Raw genomic sequence first — 21329 nt, 5'->3', positions numbered from 1 at the left:
CCCGATGCGCGTCGAGACCAAGCTCTTCCTCTACCTGTTCGTCTTCTTCGTCCCCGTCACCCTCATGTACGGCTTCTGGTCCAAGTGGGAGGAGCCGATCGGTGTCACCGCGCTGATCCTGACAGCCCTGCTGTTCGCGCTCAGCGGCTTCTACCTCTACATGACCGGCAAGAAGCTGCCGCTCCGACCGGAGGACAACGCGGCCGGTGAGATCGAGGACGCCGAGGGCAACTACGGCTACTTCGTCGCCAGCTCCTGGACGCCGCTGTGGCTCGCGGCCTCCGGCGCGATCATGTTCGCCGGGCTCGCGATCGGCTGGTGGCTCTTCATCATCGGTGCGATGTTCGCCATCGTCGCCGTGTGTCTCTGGGTGTTCGAGTCCTTCTCGGGCGAGTACTCCATCTGAGCCTGACTGACACACCACGAAGGGCCCCGGTCGACGATCGGGGCCCTTCGTCATTCTCGTCTCGTGCTCGTGCTCGTGCTCGTGCGCGTCTCGTGCTCGTCGGGGGAGGGCACCCTGCCCGGACAGCGGGAAGGGGAAGGCCGTCGGCCTTCCCCTTCGATCCGAACCCGGGCCTTCACGGCCCGTGCGGCTCGCAGTGCGATCGTGTGGGAGAGAACATCCGGTGCGCACCTCCATCCGATCGGTTGAGCGGTACCTCGACCGTAACTCCGCCGTGAGGTGACGTAAAGGGGCACTTTGACCGCACCCGACAAAGCGTCCCGGATGCGAGACGCCGTGCGCAGAGGGTCCTGCGCGGCGAGCCGCCGGAACGGGGAGCACGATGCCCGGGCCGTGACCTGGGGGCCTCGTGTGAGCCCGGGCAGCCCGTCACGCTTCAGCCCCAGCCGAGCTCGTGCAGGTGTGCGTCGTCGATCCCGAAGTGGTGGGCGATCTCGTGGACGACGGTGATGGCGATCTCCTCGCGCAGCTCCTCGGCGGACTCGCAGAGCCGCTCCAGGGGGCCCTGGAAGATCGTGATGCGGTCCGGGAGGGCCCCGGCACCCCACCAGCCGTCACGCTCGGTCAGCGGGGTCCCGTCGTAGACCCCGAGCAGGTCGGGATCCTCGTCCGGTGGCTCCTGCTCGACGAGCACCACGACGTTGTCCATGGCCTGCGCGAGCTCCGGCGGGATCGAGTCGAGGGCGTCTCCCACGGCTTTCTCGAACTCGGTGTCGGAGAGGTGGTGCATGGCCCGAGTCTGTCACGCGCGCTGGGGCGCACGAGCGTGTGCTCGCGCGCCCCAGCAACGGCAACCGTGACGGCCGAGATCGACCGGAGAGCCTTGGTGGTGCTCAGTTGCCGTCGTCGTCGCCACCGGACGGGGGAGTGGTCTGCGAGACCGCGTCGCCCCAGGCGGCCTGAGCGCCGCTGTGCCCGATGCGGACGACCTGGGTCGCGGTGCCCAGGGCAGCGACGAGCCCGACGACGGCGCCGCCCATGAGGAGCCACCGCGGGACGGCGTGGGTGCGGGTGGGGACCGCGCCGCTGCCGCCCGCGGCGGAGTGCGCGGAGTCGAGCTCGCGAGCCTTGCACTCACGTCGCGCCACGACGTAGAGGGCAGCGGCTCCGACGGCCAGGACGGCGACCCACGGGAGCAGGCCCTCCGCCAGCTGGGAGTGGGTCTCGATGAGGTCGCTGTGCTCGACGTGACGCTCGAGCGCCTCACCTGACTCGGTGGACAGGGGAGTCAGGACCACAGCCGCCACGGACAGGGCCAGAGGCATCCAGCCGGCCCACCGACGGAAGCGGGGCCAGACGGCGGCGAGGAGCACGGCCACGGCGGCCGCCGGCACCACCACGGTGGTGGCATGGACGATGAGCGGGTGGACCGGAAGACCGAAGATGGTGTCGAGCATGAACCTGCCTGTCGTTCAGGGGAGCGGGGACAGTCGTGCCCCCAGATGCTCTCGTCGACATCTCAGAGACTTCTCATAACGGACATAGGTCGCGCATGCGGGTTCGTCGACGCCTGGGGAGCTGGAGGACGCCAGGGGATGGCCGGGGACCCAGGGGATGGCCGGAGACGAGTGCGGACACGACGAGAGGGACCTCCCGCTGGCGGGAGGTCCCTCTCGTGTGTTTCGTGTGCCTCGGGTGAGGCGAGCGATGACGTCAGTCGTGCTGCTTGTCGGCCTTGATCGTCTCGCGCTCCCGGCCGGCACCCGTGGACTCGATGGCCTCGTGGCCGCCGTCGGGCACGTCGCCGTGGTCGCCGTGCTCGTGGTGAGCTGCCTCGAGCTCCGAGGGCGTCGCGGGTGCGACGCGGTCGCGGAAGTAGAAGTTCGAGAACTTCGCGCGCAGGCGCTCCTTGCGGGCGATCGGGCTGTCGACGCCGTTGGCGTCCTTGCCGGCCGTCAGCTGCAGCGGCTCCTGCGACTCGTGCTGGACCAGGACCCAACGCTCGTCGGGCGTGAGCGGGGCGTGGACCTCCTCGAAGCGACCGTCGGCGTAGCGCCAGATGGTGCCCGTCTCGCGGCCGTGCAGGACCTTCTGGCGGTCGGCACGCTGCAGGCTGAGGCAGATGCGCTTCGTGATCCAGAACGCCACCGGCGGGGCCACGAAGAACAGCACGCGCAGGGTCTGCGTGATGTCGTTGATCGACAGGTGCAGCTTGATCGCCATGAGGTCGTTGCCGGCGGCGAGGAAGAGCACGACGTACATCGAGATGCCTGCGATGCCGATCGCGGTGCGCGTGGGCGCGTTGCGCGGCCGGTCGAGCAGGTGGTGCTCGCGCTTGTCGCCGGTCACCCAGGCCTCGACGAACGGGTAGACGCCGATGATCGTCCACATCAGGGGCAGCAGCACGAGCGAGCCCGGGAAGATGTTCATGCTCCAGGTGAAGTTGCCCCACGAGACGAACTCGAGGAAGCCGGGGAGCAGTCGCAGGGCGCCGTCGGCGAAGCCCATGTACCAGTCAGGCTGCGAGCCCGCGGTGATGGGGGACGGGTCGTAGGGACCGTAGGCCCAGATCGGGTTGATCGTCACGACCGCCGAGATGAGGGCGATGACACCGAAGACGATGAAGAAGAAGCCACCGGCCTTGGCGATGTAGACCGGCAGGAGCGGGTAGCCCACGACGTTCTTGTTGGTGCGGCCCGGTCCGGGGAACTGCGTGTGCTTGTGCAGGAAGACCAGCAGGATGTGGGCCGTGAAGAGGCCGACGAGGATGGCCGGGATGAGCAGCACGTGCGCCGAGTAGAGGCGCGGGATGATCGCCTCGCCCGGGAACGCGCCACCGAAGATGAAGTAGCTCATGTACGAGCCGATGACCGGCGCCGACTGCATGAAGCCGTTCATGGCGCGGATACCGGTGCCGGAGAGCAGGTCGTCGGGGAGCGAGTAGCCGGCGAAGCCCTCGATGCAGGCCAGCAGCGACAGGATCGTGCCGAAGACCCAGTTGATCTCGCGCGGCTTGCGGAAGGCGCCGGTGAAGAACACGCGGGCCATGTGCACGAAGACCGAGACGACGAAGATCAGGGCGGCCCAGTGGTGGATCTGCCGGATGAGTAGACCGCCACGGATGTCGAACGAGATGGCGAGCGTCGACCGGTAGGCGTCCGACATCGTCACGCCCTGGAGCGGGACGTACGAGCCGTCGTAGACGACCTGGCTGGCGCTCGGGACGAACCAGAACGTCAGGAAGGCGCCCGTCAGCAGGCAGACGATCATCGAGTACATCGCGATCTCGCCCAGCATGAAGGACCAGTGGTCGGGGAAGACCTTCTTGGCGAGGAAGGAGACGCCCTTGGCGCCGCCCAGCCGGTCGTCCATCCACCCGGCGATGCCGCCGAGCGGCTTCGCGGCCGCGGCCCGCTCGTCGGCCTGACTGTCGCCGGCGCGCAGCGCGTCGGCGGGGCGAGTCTCGTTGATGGTGCTCATCGCGCACGCTCCCAGAAGCTCGGTCCCACGGGCTCGGCGAAGCCCTCGGGGGCGACGAGGTAGCCCGCGTCGTCGACGGTGATCTTGAGTTGCGGCAGCGGCCGCTTGGCCGGACCGAAGATGACGGCGCAGTCCTCGGTGAGGTCGAAGGTCGACTGGTGGCACGGGCAGAGCAGGTGGTGCGTCTGCTGCTCGTACAGGCCGACGGCGCAGCCGACGTGGGTGCAGATCTTGGAGTAGGCGACGACACCGTCGACACCCCAGTCCTTGGCCTTCTGCACCTTGATGAGGTCGGGGTCGAGGCGGATGAGGATGACCGCCGCCTTGGCCTTGGCCTCGAGGACGTGCTTGCCCTCGTCGAGGTACTTCTGCAGGGTCTCGGGCATCACGTGGAAGACCGAGCCGCTCGTGACCTCGTCGAAACGGATGGGCGTCATCTCGGGGTCGCGCATGAGCCGGATCGGCTTGCCGCCGTTGTCCTTGACGTCCCAGATGGTGTGCTTGAGCTCCTCGATGTCCGTCGGGCCGAGCGACCCGGCGACCTGCAGGCCGAGGGGGAGCGCGAAGAGGCCCAGGGCGCCGCCGAGGGAGTACTTGATGAGCGGGCGACGGGGGAGCTGCGTGGACTCGACGCCGGCGTTCACGACGGCGACGGCCTTGGCGCGGTCCTCGGGGCTCGAGGCCTGCTCGTGCCGCTCCTCGACGATCTCCTCGTCGGACATGAGCGTCTTGGCCCAGTGGACCGCACCGATGCCGATGAAGAAGATCGAGAAGCCGAGCGACAGACCGAGGACGACGTTCTGCGTCTTGGCCAGGCCGATGCCGGGGAAGAAGAAGGTCGCCTCGTCCGGGACGGCGAAGTAGCTGACGATGAACACCAGCGTGCCGAGCATCGACAGGGCGAACATCGTGGCGACCTGGCGCTCGGCGCGCTTGGCGGCCGCCGGGTCGTCGTCGGCCGCACGGTGCACGTGGGGAGGCAGACCGGGGTTCTCGAACTGGTCGACACCGGTGATGAGCGAGGCGGGCAGCACCTCGCGTCCCTCGCCGGACGTCCGCACGAGCGAGGTGCCCGTGCCCTGGTCCGTGGTCTCGTTGTCGTTCATCGGGTCGTGGTCCTGTCGTCGTTCGTGATCGAGGCGATGCAGCGCTGGCTCATGCGGCCTTCTTGCCGAGCCAGACCGCGCAGCCGATGAGGATGCCGAGCGCGAACACCCAGGCGAAGAGGCCCTCTGACACCGGGCCGAGGTTGCCGAGCGTCAGGCCGCCGACGTTGGCCTGGCTCTCCTGGGCCTTGAGGTAGGAGATGACCTTCTGCTTCGACTCGGGAGTGAGGTTCATGTCGTTGAAGACCGGCATCGACTGCGGGCCGGTGACCATGGCCTCATAGATGTGCTTCGGCGTGGTGTTGTCGAGGGCCGGGGCGTACTTGCCGCGGGTCAGCGCGCCGCCGGCGCCGGCGAAGTTGTGGCACATGGCGCAGTTGACGCGGAAGATCTGGCCGCCCTCGGCGATCGCCTTGTTGTTCTCGGGGGTGCCGGGCTGGATGACCGTCGTGTACTTCTCGTCGGGCACCGACGGGCCGGGGCCGAGGGAGGCGACGTAGGCCGCGAGGGCGGAGATCTGCTCGTCGTCGAACTTCACCTTGTTGACGGGCGCCTGCACGTTGGGGCCGGCCAGTGGCATGCGACCGGTGCCGACCTGGAAGTCGACCGAGGCGGCGCCCACGCCGACGAGGGAGGGGCCGGACTTGGTGCCCTGCGCGGCGACACCGTGGCAGGTGGCGCAGTTGGCGATGAAGAGGTCCTTGCCCTTGGCGACGTCGTCTGGGGCCGCGGTCGTCGCGGCGGCGTTGGCGTCCTTGGGGGCGAGGAACGAGTACGCGCCACCGGTCACGAGGAGGCCGAGCAGCAGCAGCACCGCGATCGCGGCGGGGTGTCGGCGTCGGGCGGCCAAGGCGTTCACTGTGGGTTCCTGTCGTCCATGGAGGTGGGGTTCGGGTTCGGGCGCGCGCTCATGCCGGAGGTCAGCGCAGGATGTAGATGGTCGCGAAGAGCGCGATCCACACGACGTCGACGAAGTGCCAGTAGTACGACGTCACCACGGCGCCGGTGGCGTTCGCGTGCGTGTAGCGGCGCGTCGTGAAGGTGCGGGCGATGATGAGCAGGAAGGCGATCAGGCCACCGGTCACGTGCAGACCGTGGAAGCCGGTCGCCATGTAGAAGACCGAGCCGTAGGCGTCGGAGCTCAGCGTGACGTTCTCGGAGACGAGCTCGGAGTACTCCATGACCTGGCCGGCGATGAAGAAGGCACCGAAGAGGTAGGTCAGGACGTACCACTCGCGCATGCCCCACCCCTTGAGGTCGAGCAGCTTGCCGGTGCGGGCCTTCTGGCCGCGCTCGGCCTTCCAGACGCCGAGCTGGCACCAGACGGAGGAGATGACGAGCACGAGGCAGTTGACGCTCGCGAACGGGAGGTTGAGCTTCTCGGTCTGGACCTGCCACAGGTCTCCGCGAACGGACCTCAGCTGGAAGTAGACCGCGAAGAGACCCGCGAAGAACATGAGCTCGCTGGAGAGCCACACGATGGTGCCGACGGCAACCATGTTGGGGCGCGTCGCCGGTCCGTGATGGGCCGGGGTCGCCACTGTGCTTGAAGGAACTGCCGATGCTGTCGCCACGTTGGACATTATTCCCACATTCCTGTCCGGCTGTGCGAGTGACCCCCCGCTTCGGGGCCCTTTCTCGCGCGGGTGTAGAGGATTCGTGACCATTCCGACACGAACCCTGAACAGCCGTGCCGCAGGCCGTTCGGGACCACCTTCCCACGGGCCTCCGGACCGTGGTCCCGCGGGTCGTCCTGCCGGGGCTCCGACCGGTCGTCCAGAGGCGCGTGCTGCGGGGCGTCGCGCCCGCACGAGGTCGGTGCTCCGGGTCACCGGCCGCCCCGGTAGCATCGGGCGCATGACCGCCTCGAACGACAGCGCAGCGCAGGCCACGTCCACCGACATCACGACGCCGGCGGCGTCGCAGCGACCGGTGGCCCGGGTCAGCGTGCTGCTCTACAGCGACGACATCACGACCCGCGACGCGGTGCGCGCGGCGGTCGGCCGTCGTCCCGCCAAGGACGTCGAGGTCGTCCGCTGGCACGAGTGCGCCACCGCCGACGCCGTCATCACCTCCGTGGAGTCCGAGCGGTTCGACATCCTCGTCCTCGACGGCGAGGCGGCCAAGGTCGGCGGCCTGGGCCTAGCCCGCCAGCTCAAGAACGAGATCTTCGAGTGCCCGCCGATCATCGTGCTCACGGGTCGGCCGCAGGACAGCTGGCTCGCGGCATGGTCGCAGGCCGACCTGGCCGTTCCGCACCCGCTCGACCCGATCGCGCTGACGTCGGCCATCGCCACGCTCGCGCGCTCGGGCGTGCCCACGGCCTGACGCATGGCGCCGGACACGACCACCTGGCCCTCCGTCCTCAGCGACCTCATCGCCGGTCGAGACCTCGACCAGGCGACGGCCGAGTGGTGCATGGGCCAGATCATGACCGGTGAGGCCACGCCCTCGCAGGTCGCAGGCTTCCTCATCGGGCTGCGCGCGAAGGGCGAGAGCATCGAGGAGATGCGAGGCCTCGCCGAGCAGATGCTCGCCCACGCCCGCCGCATCGAGGTCCCGGGACCCAGCCTCGACATCGTCGGCACCGGCGGCGACCGGGCCCACACGGTCAACATCTCGACCATGTCCTCGATGGTGGCCGCGGCAGCAGGCGTACGACTCGTCAAGCACGGCAACCGAGCGGCCTCGTCCTCGTCCGGGTCGGCGGACGTGCTCGAGGCCCTGGGCGTCGACCTGTCGCTGGCGCCCGAGCGCGTCGTCGAGGTGGCGTCCGAGGCCGGCATCACCTTCTGCTTCGCGCAGACCTTCCACCCCTCGTTCCGTCACACGGCCGTGCCGCGCCGTGACCTCGGCATCGGGACGGCGTTCAACTTCCTCGGCCCGCTGACCAACCCGGCCCAGCCGACGTATGCCGCGGTGGGCTGTGCCGACGCGCGCATGGCGCCGCTGCTGGCGGGCGTCTTCGCCGACCGGCGCAAGGACGCCGCGGTCTTCCGCGGCGACGACGGCCTCGACGAGGTCACCGTGTCGACGACGACCCACGTCTGGTGGGTCCGTGGCGGACTCGTCACCGAGCGCTCGCTCGACCCCACGCGTCTGGGGCTCGAGCTGCACCCCATCGAGGAGCTGCGCGGCGGTGACGCGGCGCACAACGCCCGCGTGGTCGTCGACACCTTCGCGGGGGCCACCGGCGCCGTGCGCGACGCGGTCCTGCTCAACGCCGGCATCGCACTCGCCCTGACACGGCCGGACTCGGGGTCGACGGACGCGGACTTCGACACCGACCTGCGGGCCGGGATGGATCGCGCCGCGCACGCGATCGACAGCGGCGCCGCCACGGATCTCGTGCAGCGATGGGTCAGCGCCACCCGGAGCTGACGAGGCACGTCCACCCGACGGCTCTCGGCTCCGGCCGTGCGAGGTCGAGCCGGAGCTCGGCAGACGGAGGCGTCAGTCGCCCTCGAGCCCGAGGCTGAACGCTGCCTCGAGGTCGTGCGAGGAGTAGGTGCGGAAGGCGATGTGCGTCGAGGTCCCGACGATGCCCTCGACCTTGTTGAGCTGGTCGGCGATGACGTCGGCGAACTCCTCGTGCGCCTTGACCCGCACCATGGCGATGAGGTCGGTGTCGCCCGTCACCGAGTAGACCTCGGAGACGGCCGGGATGTCGGCGATGGCCTCGGCCACCTCGGGGATCCGGTCGACCTCGCAGCTGATCATGACGATGGCGGTGATCACGAGGACACCCTAGCCGGGCCTACCCGGCCCGGCGCAGGCCGGCCGCGCGACCGGTTGCGCCGCCGTGGTCGGATCGACCGCCGGGACCTGACCGTGGGCCGGGCACGTCGTTGTCGAAGCCGACGGCGTCGTGGGCGGACGCGACGACTGGTTCGAGCTCGCTGCGAACCGAGCCGGCCCCGCCGACGGGACAGGTCCAGGACCCGTCGAGCTCGACGATGCGCACGCCCGGCGCCTCGAGCCACCGGAGCAGGATCTCCGTCTCCTCGGTCAGCGCGGAGGGGCGCTCGGGGGTGGGAGCGGGCACGACCTCGGCCGTGGCCTGCATGGACCGGACGTAGGTCATGGGGTCTGCCCCTCGCGGGCTGACGACGGTGCCGGCCAGGCGGCCGTGCCGGATCGAGACGAGCTCCCAGCCACCGAGGCCGCTGCGGCGGGCGGCGACGATCTCGGGTGAGCGGACGAGCGGCGCGAGCCGCTGGGCACGCGCCGCGCCGCGCACCAGCTGCAGGAAGCGGTCACGGACGCGGGCGGCGTCCTCGAAGCGCTCCTGCGAGGCCAGCTCCTCGAGCCTGGCCCGGAGGAGCTCGGCGCTGGGACGGGCGTTGCCGGTGAAGATGGCACGGCACTCCGCGACGACCACGGCGTAGTCGCCCTCGGACTGCGCGCCGGTGCACGGCGCGCCGCAGCGGCCCATGTCGGCGAGGGCGCAGGCCGTGCCGCGTCCGTTGAGGCGACCGGTGCACTGGCGCAGCGGCACGACCTCGTGGACCGCGTCGATGGCCGACTGCGCCGTGATGCGGGACCGGAAGGGGCCGATGTAGTGGGCCCCGTCGTCCTTGACCTGCCGGACGATCGACAGACGGGGGAAGCGCTCCTGCGTCAGCTTGACCCACATGACCTTGCGGCCGTTCTTCGATCGGCGGTTGAAGCGGGGCTTGTGCTCGTCGATGAGGCGCAGCTCGCGCACCTGCGCCTCGAGCGAGGTCTGGCACACGACGGGGTGGACCGCCTGGGCCAGACGGACCATCTCGGCCATCCGGCTGCGCTGCTCCGAGGCGGTGAAGTAGCTGCGGACACGGGTGCGGATGTCGCGGCTCGTGCCGACGTAGAGGACGCGGTCGCTGCCGTCCTTGAAGAGGTAGACCCCCGGGGCGCTCGGGAGCGGGTCGGCGAGGAAGCGCTTGCGGCGCTGCGACGGCGTGACCCGGGAGCTGTAGCTGGCGAGCTCCTCGAGGGTGTGCACACCGAGGTTGCCGACGCGCTCGATGAGGCCGTGGAGCACGTCGACCGTGGCGCGCGCGTCGTGGAGGGCGCGGTGGTCGGGCGTCGTCGGAGAGCCGAAGACCTGGGCCAGCGAGGAGAGCCGGTGGTTGGGCGACTCGTCCCGGACGACGAGCTGGCGCGCCAGCTGGAGGGTGTCGAGCACCGGGAAGCCGGGCCAGCGGGCTCCCGTCCGCGCGGCCGCGGCCTTGAGGAAGCCGATGTCGAAGCCGGCGTTGTGCGCGACGAGGACGCTGCCGGCCGCGAACTCGAGGAAGGCGGGGAGCGCACTGTCGATGCGCGGGGCGTCGCGGACCATCGAGTCGGTGATGCCGGTCAGGACGGAGATGAACGCGGGGATGGGCTCGGCAGGGTTGACGAGCGTCTGGAACTCGCCGAGCACCTCTCCGCCGCGCACCTTGACGGCGCCGATCTCGGTGATGCCGCACTGGGCCGGGGTGCCGCCGGTGGTCTCGAGGTCCACGACGACGAACGTGACACCGGCGAGGGGGGTGCCGAGGTCGTCGAACGTGGACTGGATGGCCTGCATGTCCTTGACCGTATGCCGGGGCGCCGACATCGCCACGGAGGCGCGGCGGGCGCACCCCCAGACGAACGCCCCGGCATCGCGACCGCATCGCCTTGTCCCGCAAGGGCGTCGGGGTCGCGGTCGGGCTGTCGGCGCGCCAGCGCAGCCGTCGTCGGGTGCCACGGACGGAGCTCCGGACGGCGCTCCCGACGGCACCGCAGGTGACCGCCGGCGAGGGCCGCGGTGAGTGCCGCGAGGGGCGGGAATGCAGGCCCCGGGTCCGACGTGTCGGCGGGGAGTGTCGGTGGGCGCACCTAGCGTCGGTCACGACAGATCGCAACGAGAGACGAAGGGTTGGACCGAGATGATGCTCGTCGACTGCCACACCTGCCCGGTGCGGGACGTCCACTGCGCAGACTGCATGGTGACCGCCCTGACGACGATACCGATCCGCTCGCACGCCGACGGACCCACCGCCGAAGGCCGGCGCACCGCACACGACCGGGGGCGTCGCACGGCCGTGGGCCACGGCGACCACCCCGACCACCACGACGCCTACGAGGTCGTCACGGCGCCCCTCGACCGAGCCGAGCGACGTGCCGTCTCGGCCTTCCTCGCGGCGGGGCTCGTCTCGACGGCGACGGCCAACGCCGTCCGCGCCGAGCTGGACCCCGTCGACCTCCGTCCGGTCGACCTCGTCCCGGTGGACGGGCGTCCGGGCGAGCTGGGCTCCCTCCGCCGGACCCGCAGGGCCGTCTGACCGCGGGGCCGTCCGGCCGCGGGGCTGGACAGCGGTCTCGTCCCCAGCGCCCGAGCCCCGGCCGCCGCGCTGCGTGACACGATGACGCCGTGTCCAGACCGAGCGGTCGTCCTACCGGTGCAGGCCGCGCCACCGGACGCGCCCCGGCTCCGGGCGCCGGCGCTGCCCGGCGTCGGGTGACGACCGGGATCGTCCTGGCGACGACGGCAGCCGTCCTCGTCAGCGGTTGCAGCACGGCCGCGCCCCCCGCGCCGTCCGACGTCACGAGCCGGCCGGGGACGGTGGAGGCGGCGACGACACGACCTACGTCGACCGACGTCGACCCCCGGGCCTGGGCCGGTGCCCGCAGTCGCGCCGCGACGGAGCTGCTCCGGGCCCGCGCCGCGGCCGCCGACCGGGGCGACGAGGCCGGATGGTTGGCGGCACTGGGCGACGGCGCCACGTCGCTGCGCACCGACCAGTCCGCCGTCCTCTCGCGCATGGTGGCGATGCAGGTGGGAGACCTGCATCTCGTGACGGTGCGCGAGGTGACGGAGCCCGTGCCCGCACCGAGCGGCACCCGAGTCGAGTGGGACGTCAGGGCCAGCTTCACCTACCGGCTTCGCGGCTTCGACACCACGCCGCGCAGCTTCGACCTCGACCTCACCTTCCAGGCTGACCCGGCTCGGGTGCAGGGTCTGAGCATCACCGCCTCGTCCCCCTCGGGCCGGCCCCAGCCCTGGGACCTCGCCGGGCTCGTCGTCCGTCGGTCGGCGGGCTCGCTCGTGCTCGCCGTCGGCGACGAGGCCCGGGTCCAGGAGGTCGTGCGTCGCGCGCGCACGGCCGCCTCGCGCGTGGCTGCGGTATGGGGCACTTCGCGACCCGCCGTGTGGGTGTCGCCGGCCAGTGACGCCGACGCCGCCAGGCTGCTCGGCCGCACGCCCGACCAGCTGCGTGGGGTGGCGGCCGCCACCGACGGTCCGCTGACCCCGGGCGAGCGGGCGGGTGCCGACCGCATCGTCCTCGTGCCCGGTGCCTGGTCCTCGCTGCGACCCGACGGGCGCGACGTCGTCATGACCCATGAGCTGACGCACGTCACGGTCCGGGCGTCGACGACTCGCGCCGTGCCGATCTGGCTGTCGGAGGGGTTCGCCGAGCTCGTCGCATACCAGCCCATCGACCTGCCGGAGGCGACTGCCGTCGCGCCGGCGCTCGACCGGGTCCGGTCGTCGGGCCTGCCGGCAGCCCTTCCTGCGGACGCCGACTTCGAACCGGGCTCGGGCTCGATCGCCGCTGCCTACGGGCTCTCGCTGTTGGCGTTGCGCACCGTGGCGGACCGCTACGGCACGCAGGCCGTCGTCCGCCTCTACCGTGCAGCGGCGGGCGGGATCACCGAGCCGACCGAGCGCCTCGACGACCGTGAGGCAGCCGTCGACGACGCGTTGGAGGCGACCGTGGGCCTGAGCCGGTCGGCGCTGGTGCGCCAGTGGCAGGCGCGCATCCGCGACCTGCTCCGGTGAGCCTCAGGCGTAGAGCTTCTCAACCTCGTCGCCGAAGTCCTTCATGACGACGTTGCGCTTGAGCTTGAGCGACGGCGTGAGATAGCCGTTGGCCTCGGTGAAGTCGCCGGGCAGGACCGAGAACTTGCGGATCGACTCGGCCTTGGAGACGGCGTCGTTGGCCCGGTCCACGGCCTCCTGGAGTGCCTCGAGCACCTTGGGGTGGGTGCGGGCCTGCTCGAGCGAGACGCCCTCGACGCCGTGGCTCTTGGCCCAGAGCGGCCACATCTCCTCGTCGAGCGTCAGGAGCACTCCGACGAAGGGCTTCTGGTCGCCGACGACGATGCATTGCGAGACGAGGGGATGGGAGCGCAGGCGGTCCTCGAGCACGGCGGGCGCGACGTTCTTGCCGCCGGCCGTCACGAGGATCTCCTTCTTGCGACCGGTGATCCGCAGGTAGCCGTCGTCGTCCATCTCGCCGATGTCGCCGGTGTGGAACCACCCGTCGACGATCGCGTCGGCGGTCGCCGTGGGGTTGTCGTGGTAGCGGGTGAAGACGCCGACGCCCTTGAGCAGGATCTCGCCGTCGTCGGCGATCCGGATGCCGGTGCCCGGCAGCGGCGGACCGACGGTCCCGATCTTGATCTTGTCGGGGGTGTTGACCGCGACGGGCGCGGTGGTCTCGGTGAGGCCGTAGCCCTCGAGGATGACGACGCCGATGCCGCGGTAGAAGTGGCCGAGACGGGTGCCGAGGGGGGCGCCGCCCGACACGGCATAGCGCACGTGGCCACCCATGGCCGCGCGGAGCTTGCCGTAGACGAGCCGGTCGAAGACAGCGTGCTGGACGCGCAGCCCGAGCCCGGGCCCACCGGTGTCGAGGGCCTCGCTGTAGGCGATCGCCACGGTCGCCGCGCGCAGGAAGATCTTGCCCTTGCCCTCCGCGGACGCCTTGGCCTCGGCGGAGTTGAAGATCTTCTCGAAGACGCGGGGGACCGCGAGCACGAAGGTCGGCTGGAAGCCCGCGAAGTCGTCGAGCAGGGTCTTGATGTCGGCCGAGTGGCCCATGCGGGCCTTGCCCGCGACGCAGAGCACCTCGATGAACCGCGCGAACACGTGCGCGAGCGGGAGGAAGAGCAGCGTCGAGGCGTTGTCGGTCAGCACGACCTGGCCGAGCTTCTCGATGGCGTTCTCGACGAGGTCGAGGAAGTTGCCGTGGGTCAGCTCGCAGCCCTTGGGCCGTCCCGTCGTGCCAGAGGTGTAGATGATCGTCGCGACGGAGCTGCGGTCGAGACCGGCGCGGCGTGCGGCGAGGTCGGCGTCCGCGACCTCGCGCCCCTGCTCGCGCAGCGCGTCGAGCCCGCCGCCCTCGATGGTGACGACGTCACGGAGCGAGGGCAGGTCGCCCCGGACCTGCTCGACCGTGGCTCGGTGGGCGTCGGTCTCGACGATGGCGAGGTGGGTGTCGGAGTCGGAGAGGATCCACTGCACCTGCTCGGCGGACGAGGTCTCGTAGATCGGCACGACGACGGCGCCCGCGCTCCATGCGGCGAAGTCGACGAGCGTCCACTCGTAGCGCGTGCGCGACATGAGGGCCACCCGGTCCCCGGGCCCGATGCCCGCGGCGACGAGTCCTCGGGCCACGGCCGTGACGTCGTCGGCGAACTGGGCCCACGTCACGTGGGTCCAGCCGCCCGAGGGTGTCTTGCGCGAGAACGCGGTCTCGGTCGGGTTCTCCCGGGCGTTGCGCACGGGGAGGTCCGCGAGGCTGCCCTCCGTCGTGACGGGGGCAAGGGGTGCGACGACGTTGTCCTTCACTGTCACTCCTGATCGCGGGGGTCCGAACTCTGCTGCACCTTACCGAGCGGTAACTGCCACGACCACGTCGCCATGATCACAGGGCGTCCTGCGGTCCCGGGCGCGTCGCCCCTCGGGGCAGGGCTGCCGCCGTCCCCATCTTGGCACGGGGCGGAAGCCCGACGGTCGAGGTCGCGTTGGCGGCCGGGTCGAGCGGCGCCGGCCGGTGGTCGCGATAGCCTTCGGCGCATGGCCGATCGCACCGAGTCCTCCATCGTCATCGACGCTCCTCCCGGTGAGGTGCTCGACGTCATCGCGGACTTCGAGGCCTACCCCGAGTGGGCCGGCGAGGTGAAGGACGTCTCCGTGCTCGCCGAGGAGGGTGACGGCTGGGCCGACCAGGTGCAGTTCACGCTCGACGCCGGTGCCATCAAGGACACCTACGTGCTCGACTACGAGTGGGACGTCGTCGAGGACGGCACGGGGGTCGTCTCGTGGTCCCTCGTCTCGGCGCAGGTCCTCAAGGCGATGAACGGCTCCTACACCCTCACGTCCGAGGGCACCGGCACGAAGGTGACCTACCGCCTCGCGGTCGACGTCAAGATCCCCATGATCGGACTGCTCAAGCGCAAGGCGGAGAAGGTCATCGTCGACACCGCGCTCAAGGAGCTGAAGAAGCGCGTCGAGGCCTGACCGACCGTGACGCCGTACGACGCACCCGACCCTCGGCCGGGCACCGTCGCCGAGGAGGCGGCGCTGCTCGTCGACCTGCTCTCCCAGCGCGGCTGGGGAGGCGGCTCATCGCGTATGCCGTCGGCCGCGCACCACGGGCACGCGGCCTCCTCGGGTGGGGAAGCCGACGAGGACGCCCGGTCGACCGACGGCCCGACCAGCCCGAACGGTTCGGCCGACCCGGACGCCCCACACGACCCGACCGGCTCGACCGGCTCGACCGGGGCGAGGTCCGAGTGCACCTGCGGCGGCACGACGCCCGCCGCCTGCCGGGTCTGCCCGGTCTGCCAGCTCATCGCCTTCGTGCAGCAGGTCAACCCCGACACCATCGACCGGGTCGCCGACTTCGTCGGCTTCGCCGCCACGGCGCTGCGTGACCTCGCGACCGCGCAGCGCGAGCGGCGCCCGGAGCCCGGCGCCGCGGACGCCGACACCCGCACCGACAGCCGCCCTGAAGCCAGCACCGAGAGCGACAGGACCCGACCGGGAGACAGCGCATGAGCAGGCGACTCGCCATCGGCATCGACATCGGAGGCACGAAGGTGGCCGGCGGCGTCGTCGACGAGACGGGGGCCATCACCCACCGCACGCGTCGTGACACCCCGCACCGCTCCACCTCACCCAGCGTCGTCGAGAACACCATCGTCGAGTCGGTCGAGGAGCTGCTGCGCCAGGTCGACCCCGACGACGTCGTCGCCGTGGGCATCGGGGCGGCCGGCTTCGTCGCCGAGGACCGTGCCACGGTCGTCTTCGCGCCGCACCTGTCGTGGCGCAACGAGCCGCTGCGCGCGGCCCTGTCGCAGCGCATCCACCTGCCGATCACGGTCGACAACGACGCCAACGCCGCTGCTTGGGCCGAGGCGTGCTTCGGCGCGGCTCGCGGCGAGTCGCACGTCGTCGTCATCACGCTGGGCACCGGCATCGGCGGCGCGCTCATCATCGACGGGCACGTCGAACGCGGACGGCACGGCATCGCCGGCGAGTTCGGCCACATGCAGATCATGCCCGGCGGCATCCGCTGCGAGTGCGGCAACCGCGGCTGCTGGGAGCAGTACGCCAGCGGCAACGCCCTGGTGCGCGAGGCCCGCGCCATGATCGAGGCCGGGTCGCCCGTCGTGGCCGACCTGCTGGCCCGCCTCGGTGGCGACGCTGCCGCCCTGACGGGGCCGTTCATCACCGAGGCCGCCCGTGAGGGTGACCCGACGGCTCGCGAGCTGCTCGCCGACATCGGCGAGTGGCTGGGCATCGGGCTGGCCAACCTCGCCTCGGCGTTCGACCCGGGGCTCTTCGTCATCGGCGGGGGAGTCAGCGCCGCGGACGAGATGCTCATCGGCCCGGCGCGCGAGGCCTTCCGCCGCCAGCTGCCCGGGCGCGGCTACCGTCCCGAGGCCCGCATCGTGCGCGCGGTCCTCGGCAGCGACGCCGGGCTCATCGGAGCCGCCGAGCTGGCCCGCGCCGGCCGCTGAGCGGTGCGCGCGGCGCGGCCGCAGCACCTGCTGCGGGTCATGAGCTACAACGTCCACGACCTGCTCGACGACCGCGCCGCTGCCGCTCGGGTCGTCCGCGGCGTCGACCCCGACGTGCTGTGCCTGCAGGAGGTGCCGCGCCGGCTCACGACCGAGCTCCGTCTGCCGCAGTTCGCCCGCGAGTGTCGTCTCCTCTGGAGGCGCGGCCGGCTCGGCACCGGCGGGACGGCGGTCCTCACAGCGCCACGCGTGGTCGTCCACCACGTGTGGCGAGGCCGCCTGCCCGTCCGCTTCCCCGACCGGACGCGGGGGTATGCCGCGGCCTCCGTCTCGCTCGGAGGTGACGCTTCCGGCGCTCCCGAGGTGACCGTCGTCAGCGTGCACCTCGGGCTCAAGGCTCCCGAGCGGCTGCGCCACGCCGCACTCGTCCTCGAGGGACTCGGCGACCGCGCCGTCGTGGCAGGCGACCTCAACGAGGGACCCGGCGGCACGGCATACGACCTCATCGCGGCGCGTCTCCCGCTGGCGTCCGCGGGCGCGTCGACGTTCCCGGCCCGACGCCCGACCGTCGCCCTCGACGCCATCTTCGCCGGACGCGCCCTCCGCGTCGTCCCGTCGTCCGACGTCCGTGACGGTCGTGGTGACGGGGTCGACGAGCTCGACCTCGCGGCGGGATCGGACCACCGTCCCGTCTGGGTCGATCTCGACCTGACGCCGAGGTGACGTGGCGGTCCTAGACGCGGGTGCCGTCGTCGAACGGGTCGCGCTCGTTGCCGCCGCGCAGGACGAGCAGCACGAAACCGACGACGACCATGGTCAGGGCCGTCACGACCCACCAGCCGCTGCCGTCGCGGTCGAAGAAGAGCACGTAGAGCAGCAGGAGGGGTCCACCGACGAGGCCACCGACGATGGCCCAGAACATCGGGTCCGTCTCGGCCGACGGGAGGGCGATCTCGGACGGCGGCACGAAGTGGTCCTCGTCGTCCACCACGCCGTCGGCGTCGTCCCGCGAAGGCGCGCCACCGCGCCACACGTGCGCGGTGGTGGGTGCGATCGGCAGCTCCAGCAGGCCGGAGGGACCGGACGGGCCGGCCGGCCGCTGCGGGGGCGCCGCCGGGTCGGTGCCATGGGGTGCCTGGGGCCGCTCGGGCTGAGCACGGTCGGACTGGGCCTGCTCGGACGAGGACGGCTCCGCCCCGGGGCGGTCCGTCGCGGCCACGGTCGAGGCTGCCTCGGACGCGTCCGCCTGGCCGGTGTCCTCGACGGTGTCGGTCGGGTCGGAGGCAGCGGCGCGGGGCAGCGGGTCAGGTGCCTCGGCGTCCCACCCGGCGATGATGCGCGCGAACTCCGCGTCGAGGTCCGGGTCGCTCACGGTCGGGGACTCCGGGTCCGTCGCGCGGGCAGGCCTGAGGCGGCTGCAGCGTCGGCAGGGACCGTCACGGTGGGACTCCTCGGGGGAGGCGACTGAACCCACTGATCCTCGCATGCCCCGCTGTGCGGGCGCGAGTGTCGTAGAGTTCGAGCCGTCACGGACGGAAGGCGGACACGGTTGTTCTACTGGTTCCTCAAGACGATCGTCATCGGGCCGATCGTCAGGCTCGTCTTCCGCCCCTGGGTGGAGGGCGAGGAGCACATTCCCGAGGAGGGTGCCGCGATCTTCGCGAGCAACCACCTGTCCTTCTCCGACTCGATCTTCCTGCCGCTCGTCGTGCCGCGCCGGATGACGTTCCTGGCCAAGAGCGACTACTTCACCGGCCGCGGCATCAAGGGCCGGCTCACCGCTGCGTTCTTCAAGGCCATCGGCCAGGTGCCCGTCGACCGTTCCGGCGGCAAGGCCAGCAACGCCGCGCTCAACTCCGGCCTCAAGGTGCTGCGACGTGGCGACCTGCTCGGCATCTACCCCGAGGGCACGCGCTCGCCCGACGGCCGCCTCTACCGCGGCCGCACCGGTGTGGCGCGGATGGCGCTCGAGGGCAAGGTCACCGTCATCCCCGTCGCCATGATCGGCACCGACAAGGCGCAGCCCACCGGCAAGGTCATCCCGCGGATCATGCGCGTCGGCGTCCGGGTCGGCAAGCCACTCGACTTCTCCCGCTACGAGGGCATGGAGGACGACCGCTTCGTCCTGCGCTCGATCACCGACGAGATCATGTACGAGCTGATGCTGCTCTCGGGCCAGGAGTACGTCGACATGTACGCCACCTCGATGAAGGACCGGCTCGTCTCCGCCGCCCGCGCCAAGGCGCGCGAGCTGCAGGAGGCCGCGAAGCCCGGCAGCGCCGCTCCCGAGCTCGAGGAGGCGCTCGATGCCGCCGAGGGCAGGGACCGTCCGTCGACAGGTGACCCGGCCACCGCGGAGGCGGCCGGTCCCGATGACTCCGACGACGGCGACGCTCCTGTCGTGGCGGCGTCCTGACGCGATGGCCGCCATGCGCTCCGGCGCCGGTCAGGACCACACGGGCGAGCCGGGAGGCCTTGGCTCGGCCGTGACGCCGGCGTCCGTGCCCTCCCTCCAGTCCTCGCCGTACGCCGACGCGACCGCCGTGGCCGCGTCGACGCAGGCGGTGCTGGACGACGAGCACGTCGTCGTCCGAGGGCTGTGGCGGGCCGTCGACGTCTTCCGCTGGCTCGCCCTCGCGTATGCCGTGTGGGCGGCCTGGGAGCGCCACGAGCAGATCGCGCACCTCGCCCTGGGCGTCGCCGTCCTCGGCGTCCTCGCCGGCTGGACCCTGGCGGTGACCCTGCGCCCGGTGCGCATGGTGCGTGCCTACGCGATCGAGCTCGCCATCGGCTGCTCGGCCATCCTCGCGACGCGCCTCGTCGACGACCCGGAGGTCATCACAGCGGGCGCCAAGACGATCCCGTCCATCTGGCCCACGGCCGCCGTCGTCGGGTTCGCGGTGCTGCGCGGCTGGCGCGGCGGGCTCGCCGCCGCGTCGGTCGTGGCGGCCTGCTCGTTCGTCGAGGTCGTCGAGCCGACGCCCAACACGATCACCAACTCGATCTTCGGGCTGCTGCTCGGCGGGTGCATCGGCTACTGCGTCGACCTCGCCCGCTCGAGCCACGCGGCGCTCGCCGAGGCGATGCGGCTCGACGCCGCGCGCGCCGAGCGCGACCGGCTGGCGCGCACCGTCCACGACGGAGTGCTGCAGACCCTCGCCTTCATCAACCGTCGGGCGAGCGACCTCGGGGGCGAGGCGGCCCGGCTCGGGGCGATGGCGGGGGAGCAGGAGCGCATCCTGCGCACGCTCGTCAGCCAGACCGACCTCGCCGAGGTGGGTCGCGCGGTGAGCGGCGACGCGGACCTGCGCGGGCTGCTGCGCCACGTCGAGGACGACGACGTGCAGCTCGTCTCCCCGGCCGATGCCGTGCTGCTGCCGCGACGCGTGGCCGACGAGGTCGTCGCCGCGGTCGAGGCGGCTCTCGACAACGTCCGACAGCACGCCGGCGACGACGCCAGGGCCTGGGTGCTGCTCGACGACGCCGGCGACGAGGTGGCGGTCACCATCCGCGACTCCGGGCGCGGCGTGCCGACCGGCCGCCTGGCGGAGGCCGTCGCGCAGGGCCGCCTCGGTGTCTCCTCGAGCATCCTGGGCCGGCTGGCGGACCTCGGCGGCACGGCCACCGTCACCTCGGGCCCCGCCGGCGGGACGACCGTGGAGATGCGGATCCCCAATCGCCGGACGGCAGGGTCGGCCAGCCGCCACCATGGTCGCCAACCGGACCGCCGCGCCGAGCGTCGGGCGGACGACGGTACCCACGGACGAGGAGCATCGTGACGGAGCAGGAGGACGCCATGCCGCAGCAGGGGAGCAGCACGCCGCCCGAGCACATCAGGGTCGTCGTCGCCGACGACCACCCGATGTGGCGCGACGCCGTGGCCCGCGACCTCGCCGACGCCGGTTTCGAGGTCCTCGCCACGGCCGACGACGGCCGCTCAGCCGTCGCCCGCACGCGCGCCACGGTGCCGGACGTCCTCGTGCTCGACCTGAACCTCCCGGGCCTCACCGGCGCACAGGTCTGCGCGGCCCTCGCCGCCGCGCAGGTGCCCACCCGGATCCTCATTCTCTCCGCGAGCGGCGACCACCAGGACGTCCTCGACGCCGTCAAGGCAGGCGCCCTCGGCTACCTCGTGAAGTCGGCGGGCCGAGAGGAGTTCCTCGCCGCCGTGCGAGCCACGGCCGCAGGCGAGCCGGTCTTCACCGCCGGCCTCGCGGGGCTCGTGCTCGGGGAGTTCCGTCGCGTCAAGGCGGCGGGCGGAGGCAGCCCCGAGCGACCCATCCCGGAGCTCACCGACCGCGAGACCGAGATCCTCAAGTACGTCGCGACGGGCATGGGCTACAAGGAGATCGCGGCGACGCTCTTCCTGTCGCACCGCACCGTCCAGAACCACGTGCAGAACATCTTCGGCAAGCTCCAGATGCACAACCGCGTCGAGCTCGTCCGCTTCGCCATGGAGCGGGGCCTCGACCTCGCGGACCCGACCTGACCGGACCGGACGCGTGCTGACCCGACCGACTGACGACCGGGCTGGGGCAGCGTCCGGCGCGACACGGCATACGCCATCGGTGGGCGCA

Annotated in this window: 22 protein-coding genes; 12 read left to right on the top strand and 10 right to left on the bottom strand. The window is 71.6% G+C overall.

All coding sequences use genetic code 11. The features are described 5' to 3' along the window. Positions 1-4 precede the first annotated feature (4 nt). Positions 5-406: a cytochrome c oxidase subunit 4 gene (locus tag U5C87_RS16635; RefSeq protein ID WP_330473616.1), complete on the top strand. Its 402-nt coding sequence runs from the start codon at positions 5-7 to the stop codon at positions 404-406. A 436-nt stretch (positions 407-842) separates the two neighbouring features. Here U5C87_RS16635 and U5C87_RS16630 read toward each other — a convergent pair whose 3' ends face one another. From U5C87_RS16630 to ctaE, 6 genes are all read right to left on the bottom strand, one after another. Continuing rightward, positions 843-1196 (bottom strand): metallopeptidase family protein, encoded by a 354-nt coding sequence (locus tag U5C87_RS16630; RefSeq protein ID WP_330473615.1) that lies wholly within the window; start codon positions 1194-1196, stop codon positions 843-845. Positions 1197-1299: 103 nt separating this feature from the next. After that, positions 1300-1863, bottom strand: a complete 564-nt coding sequence (locus U5C87_RS16625; RefSeq protein WP_330473614.1) for a DUF2231 domain-containing protein — start codon at positions 1861-1863, stop codon at positions 1300-1302. 256 nt (positions 1864-2119) lie between these two features. Next, the gene (gene qcrB / locus U5C87_RS16620) at positions 2120-3886 is read right to left on the bottom strand and encodes a cytochrome bc1 complex cytochrome b subunit (RefSeq protein WP_330473613.1); all 1767 of its coding nucleotides are present in this window, start codon (positions 3884-3886) and stop codon (positions 2120-2122) included. After that, entirely contained in the window at positions 3883-4992 is a 1110-nt protein-coding gene (gene qcrA, locus U5C87_RS16615) for a cytochrome bc1 complex Rieske iron-sulfur subunit (RefSeq protein ID WP_330473612.1), read from the bottom strand. Before qcrA ends, qcrB begins: the two co-directional genes overlap by 4 nt. Positions 4993-5041: 49 nt before the next feature. Further along, entirely contained in the window at positions 5042-5851 is an 810-nt protein-coding gene (qcrC, locus tag U5C87_RS16610) for a cytochrome bc1 complex diheme cytochrome c subunit (RefSeq protein ID WP_330473611.1), read from the bottom strand. A gap of 61 nt (positions 5852-5912) precedes the next feature. Further along, positions 5913-6575, bottom strand: a complete 663-nt coding sequence (gene ctaE / locus U5C87_RS16605) for an aa3-type cytochrome oxidase subunit III (protein WP_443082071.1) — start codon at positions 6573-6575, stop codon at positions 5913-5915. A 274-nt stretch (positions 6576-6849) separates the two neighbouring features. Here ctaE and U5C87_RS16600 point away from each other — a divergent pair, with 274 nt between their 5' ends. Both U5C87_RS16600 and trpD read left to right on the top strand, forming a co-directional pair. Further along, positions 6850-7320, top strand: coding sequence for a response regulator (locus U5C87_RS16600; RefSeq protein WP_330473610.1), 471 nt, complete (start codon positions 6850-6852; stop codon positions 7318-7320). A 3-nt stretch (positions 7321-7323) separates the two neighbouring features. After that, the gene (gene trpD / locus U5C87_RS16595) at positions 7324-8373 is read left to right on the top strand and encodes an anthranilate phosphoribosyltransferase (protein ID WP_330473609.1); all 1050 of its coding nucleotides are present in this window, start codon (positions 7324-7326) and stop codon (positions 8371-8373) included. Between the two features lie 72 nt (positions 8374-8445). On the opposite strand, the gene U5C87_RS16590 is transcribed toward trpD, so the two are convergent. Both U5C87_RS16590 and U5C87_RS16585 read right to left on the bottom strand, forming a co-directional pair. Beyond that, positions 8446-8730, bottom strand: a complete 285-nt coding sequence (locus U5C87_RS16590) for an Lrp/AsnC family transcriptional regulator (RefSeq protein WP_030146300.1) — start codon at positions 8728-8730, stop codon at positions 8446-8448. Between the two features lie 19 nt (positions 8731-8749). Next, positions 8750-10543, bottom strand: coding sequence for a DEDD exonuclease domain-containing protein (locus U5C87_RS16585; RefSeq protein WP_330473608.1), 1794 nt, complete (start codon positions 10541-10543; stop codon positions 8750-8752). Positions 10544-10943: 400 nt separating this feature from the next. Between U5C87_RS16585 and U5C87_RS16580 the strand changes: the two genes are divergently transcribed. Then, entirely contained in the window at positions 10944-11282 is a 339-nt protein-coding gene (locus tag U5C87_RS16580; RefSeq protein WP_330473607.1) for a hypothetical protein, read from the top strand. 89 nt (positions 11283-11371) lie between these two features. Further along, complete coding sequence (locus U5C87_RS16575) at positions 11372-12781, top strand: hypothetical protein (RefSeq protein WP_330473606.1); 1410 nt, start codon at positions 11372-11374, stop codon at positions 12779-12781. Positions 12782-12784: 3 nt separating this feature from the next. Here U5C87_RS16575 and U5C87_RS16570 read toward each other — a convergent pair whose 3' ends face one another. After that, positions 12785-14575, bottom strand: a complete 1791-nt coding sequence (locus U5C87_RS16570; protein WP_330473605.1) for an AMP-dependent synthetase/ligase — start codon at positions 14573-14575, stop codon at positions 12785-12787. 228 nt (positions 14576-14803) lie between these two features. Between U5C87_RS16570 and U5C87_RS16565 the strand changes: the two genes are divergently transcribed. The 4 genes from U5C87_RS16565 to U5C87_RS16550 are packed head-to-tail and all read left to right on the top strand — an operon-like array spanning position 14804 to position 17475. Next, positions 14804-15247, top strand: a complete 444-nt coding sequence (locus U5C87_RS16565) for an SRPBCC family protein (protein WP_330473604.1) — start codon at positions 14804-14806, stop codon at positions 15245-15247. Positions 15248-15253: 6 nt separating this feature from the next. Then, the gene (locus U5C87_RS16560) at positions 15254-15787 is read left to right on the top strand and encodes a hypothetical protein (protein ID WP_330473603.1); all 534 of its coding nucleotides are present in this window, start codon (positions 15254-15256) and stop codon (positions 15785-15787) included. Beyond that, on the top strand, positions 15784-16752 hold the full coding sequence (locus U5C87_RS16555; protein ID WP_030146293.1) for an ROK family glucokinase: 969 nt from the start codon (positions 15784-15786) through the stop codon (positions 16750-16752). Before U5C87_RS16560 ends, U5C87_RS16555 begins: the two co-directional genes overlap by 4 nt. A 39-nt stretch (positions 16753-16791) precedes the next feature. Then, entirely contained in the window at positions 16792-17475 is a 684-nt protein-coding gene (locus U5C87_RS16550) for an endonuclease/exonuclease/phosphatase family protein (RefSeq protein WP_330473602.1), read from the top strand. A 10-nt stretch (positions 17476-17485) separates the two neighbouring features. Here the strand turns inward: U5C87_RS16550 and U5C87_RS16545 are convergent, their stop codons facing one another. After that, positions 17486-18124: a hypothetical protein gene (locus tag U5C87_RS16545; RefSeq protein WP_330473601.1), complete on the bottom strand. Its 639-nt coding sequence runs from the start codon at positions 18122-18124 to the stop codon at positions 17486-17488. 177 nt (positions 18125-18301) lie between these two features. Here U5C87_RS16545 and U5C87_RS16540 point away from each other — a divergent pair, with 177 nt between their 5' ends. Genes U5C87_RS16540 through U5C87_RS16530 form a run of 3 tightly spaced genes read left to right on the top strand, consistent with a single transcriptional unit; the run spans position 18302 to position 21241 of the window. After that, positions 18302-19168 (top strand): lysophospholipid acyltransferase family protein, encoded by an 867-nt coding sequence (locus U5C87_RS16540; protein WP_330473600.1) that lies wholly within the window; start codon positions 18302-18304, stop codon positions 19166-19168. Then, positions 19125-20531: a MacS family sensor histidine kinase gene (macS, locus tag U5C87_RS16535; RefSeq protein WP_330473599.1), complete on the top strand. Its 1407-nt coding sequence runs from the start codon at positions 19125-19127 to the stop codon at positions 20529-20531. Before U5C87_RS16540 ends, macS begins: the two co-directional genes overlap by 44 nt. Continuing rightward, complete coding sequence (locus U5C87_RS16530; protein ID WP_443082070.1) at positions 20528-21241, top strand: response regulator; 714 nt, start codon at positions 20528-20530, stop codon at positions 21239-21241. Before macS ends, U5C87_RS16530 begins: the two co-directional genes overlap by 4 nt. The last annotated feature ends 88 nt before the right edge of the window (positions 21242-21329 follow it).

Source organism: Terrabacter sp. C0L_2 (assembly GCF_036352015.1).
In the GTDB taxonomy this organism is placed as follows: domain Bacteria; phylum Actinomycetota; class Actinomycetes; order Actinomycetales; family Dermatophilaceae; genus Terrabacter; species Terrabacter tumescens.
The sequence above is the reverse complement of the archived record's forward strand: the minus strand, read 5'-3'. Positions and strand labels throughout refer to the sequence as shown.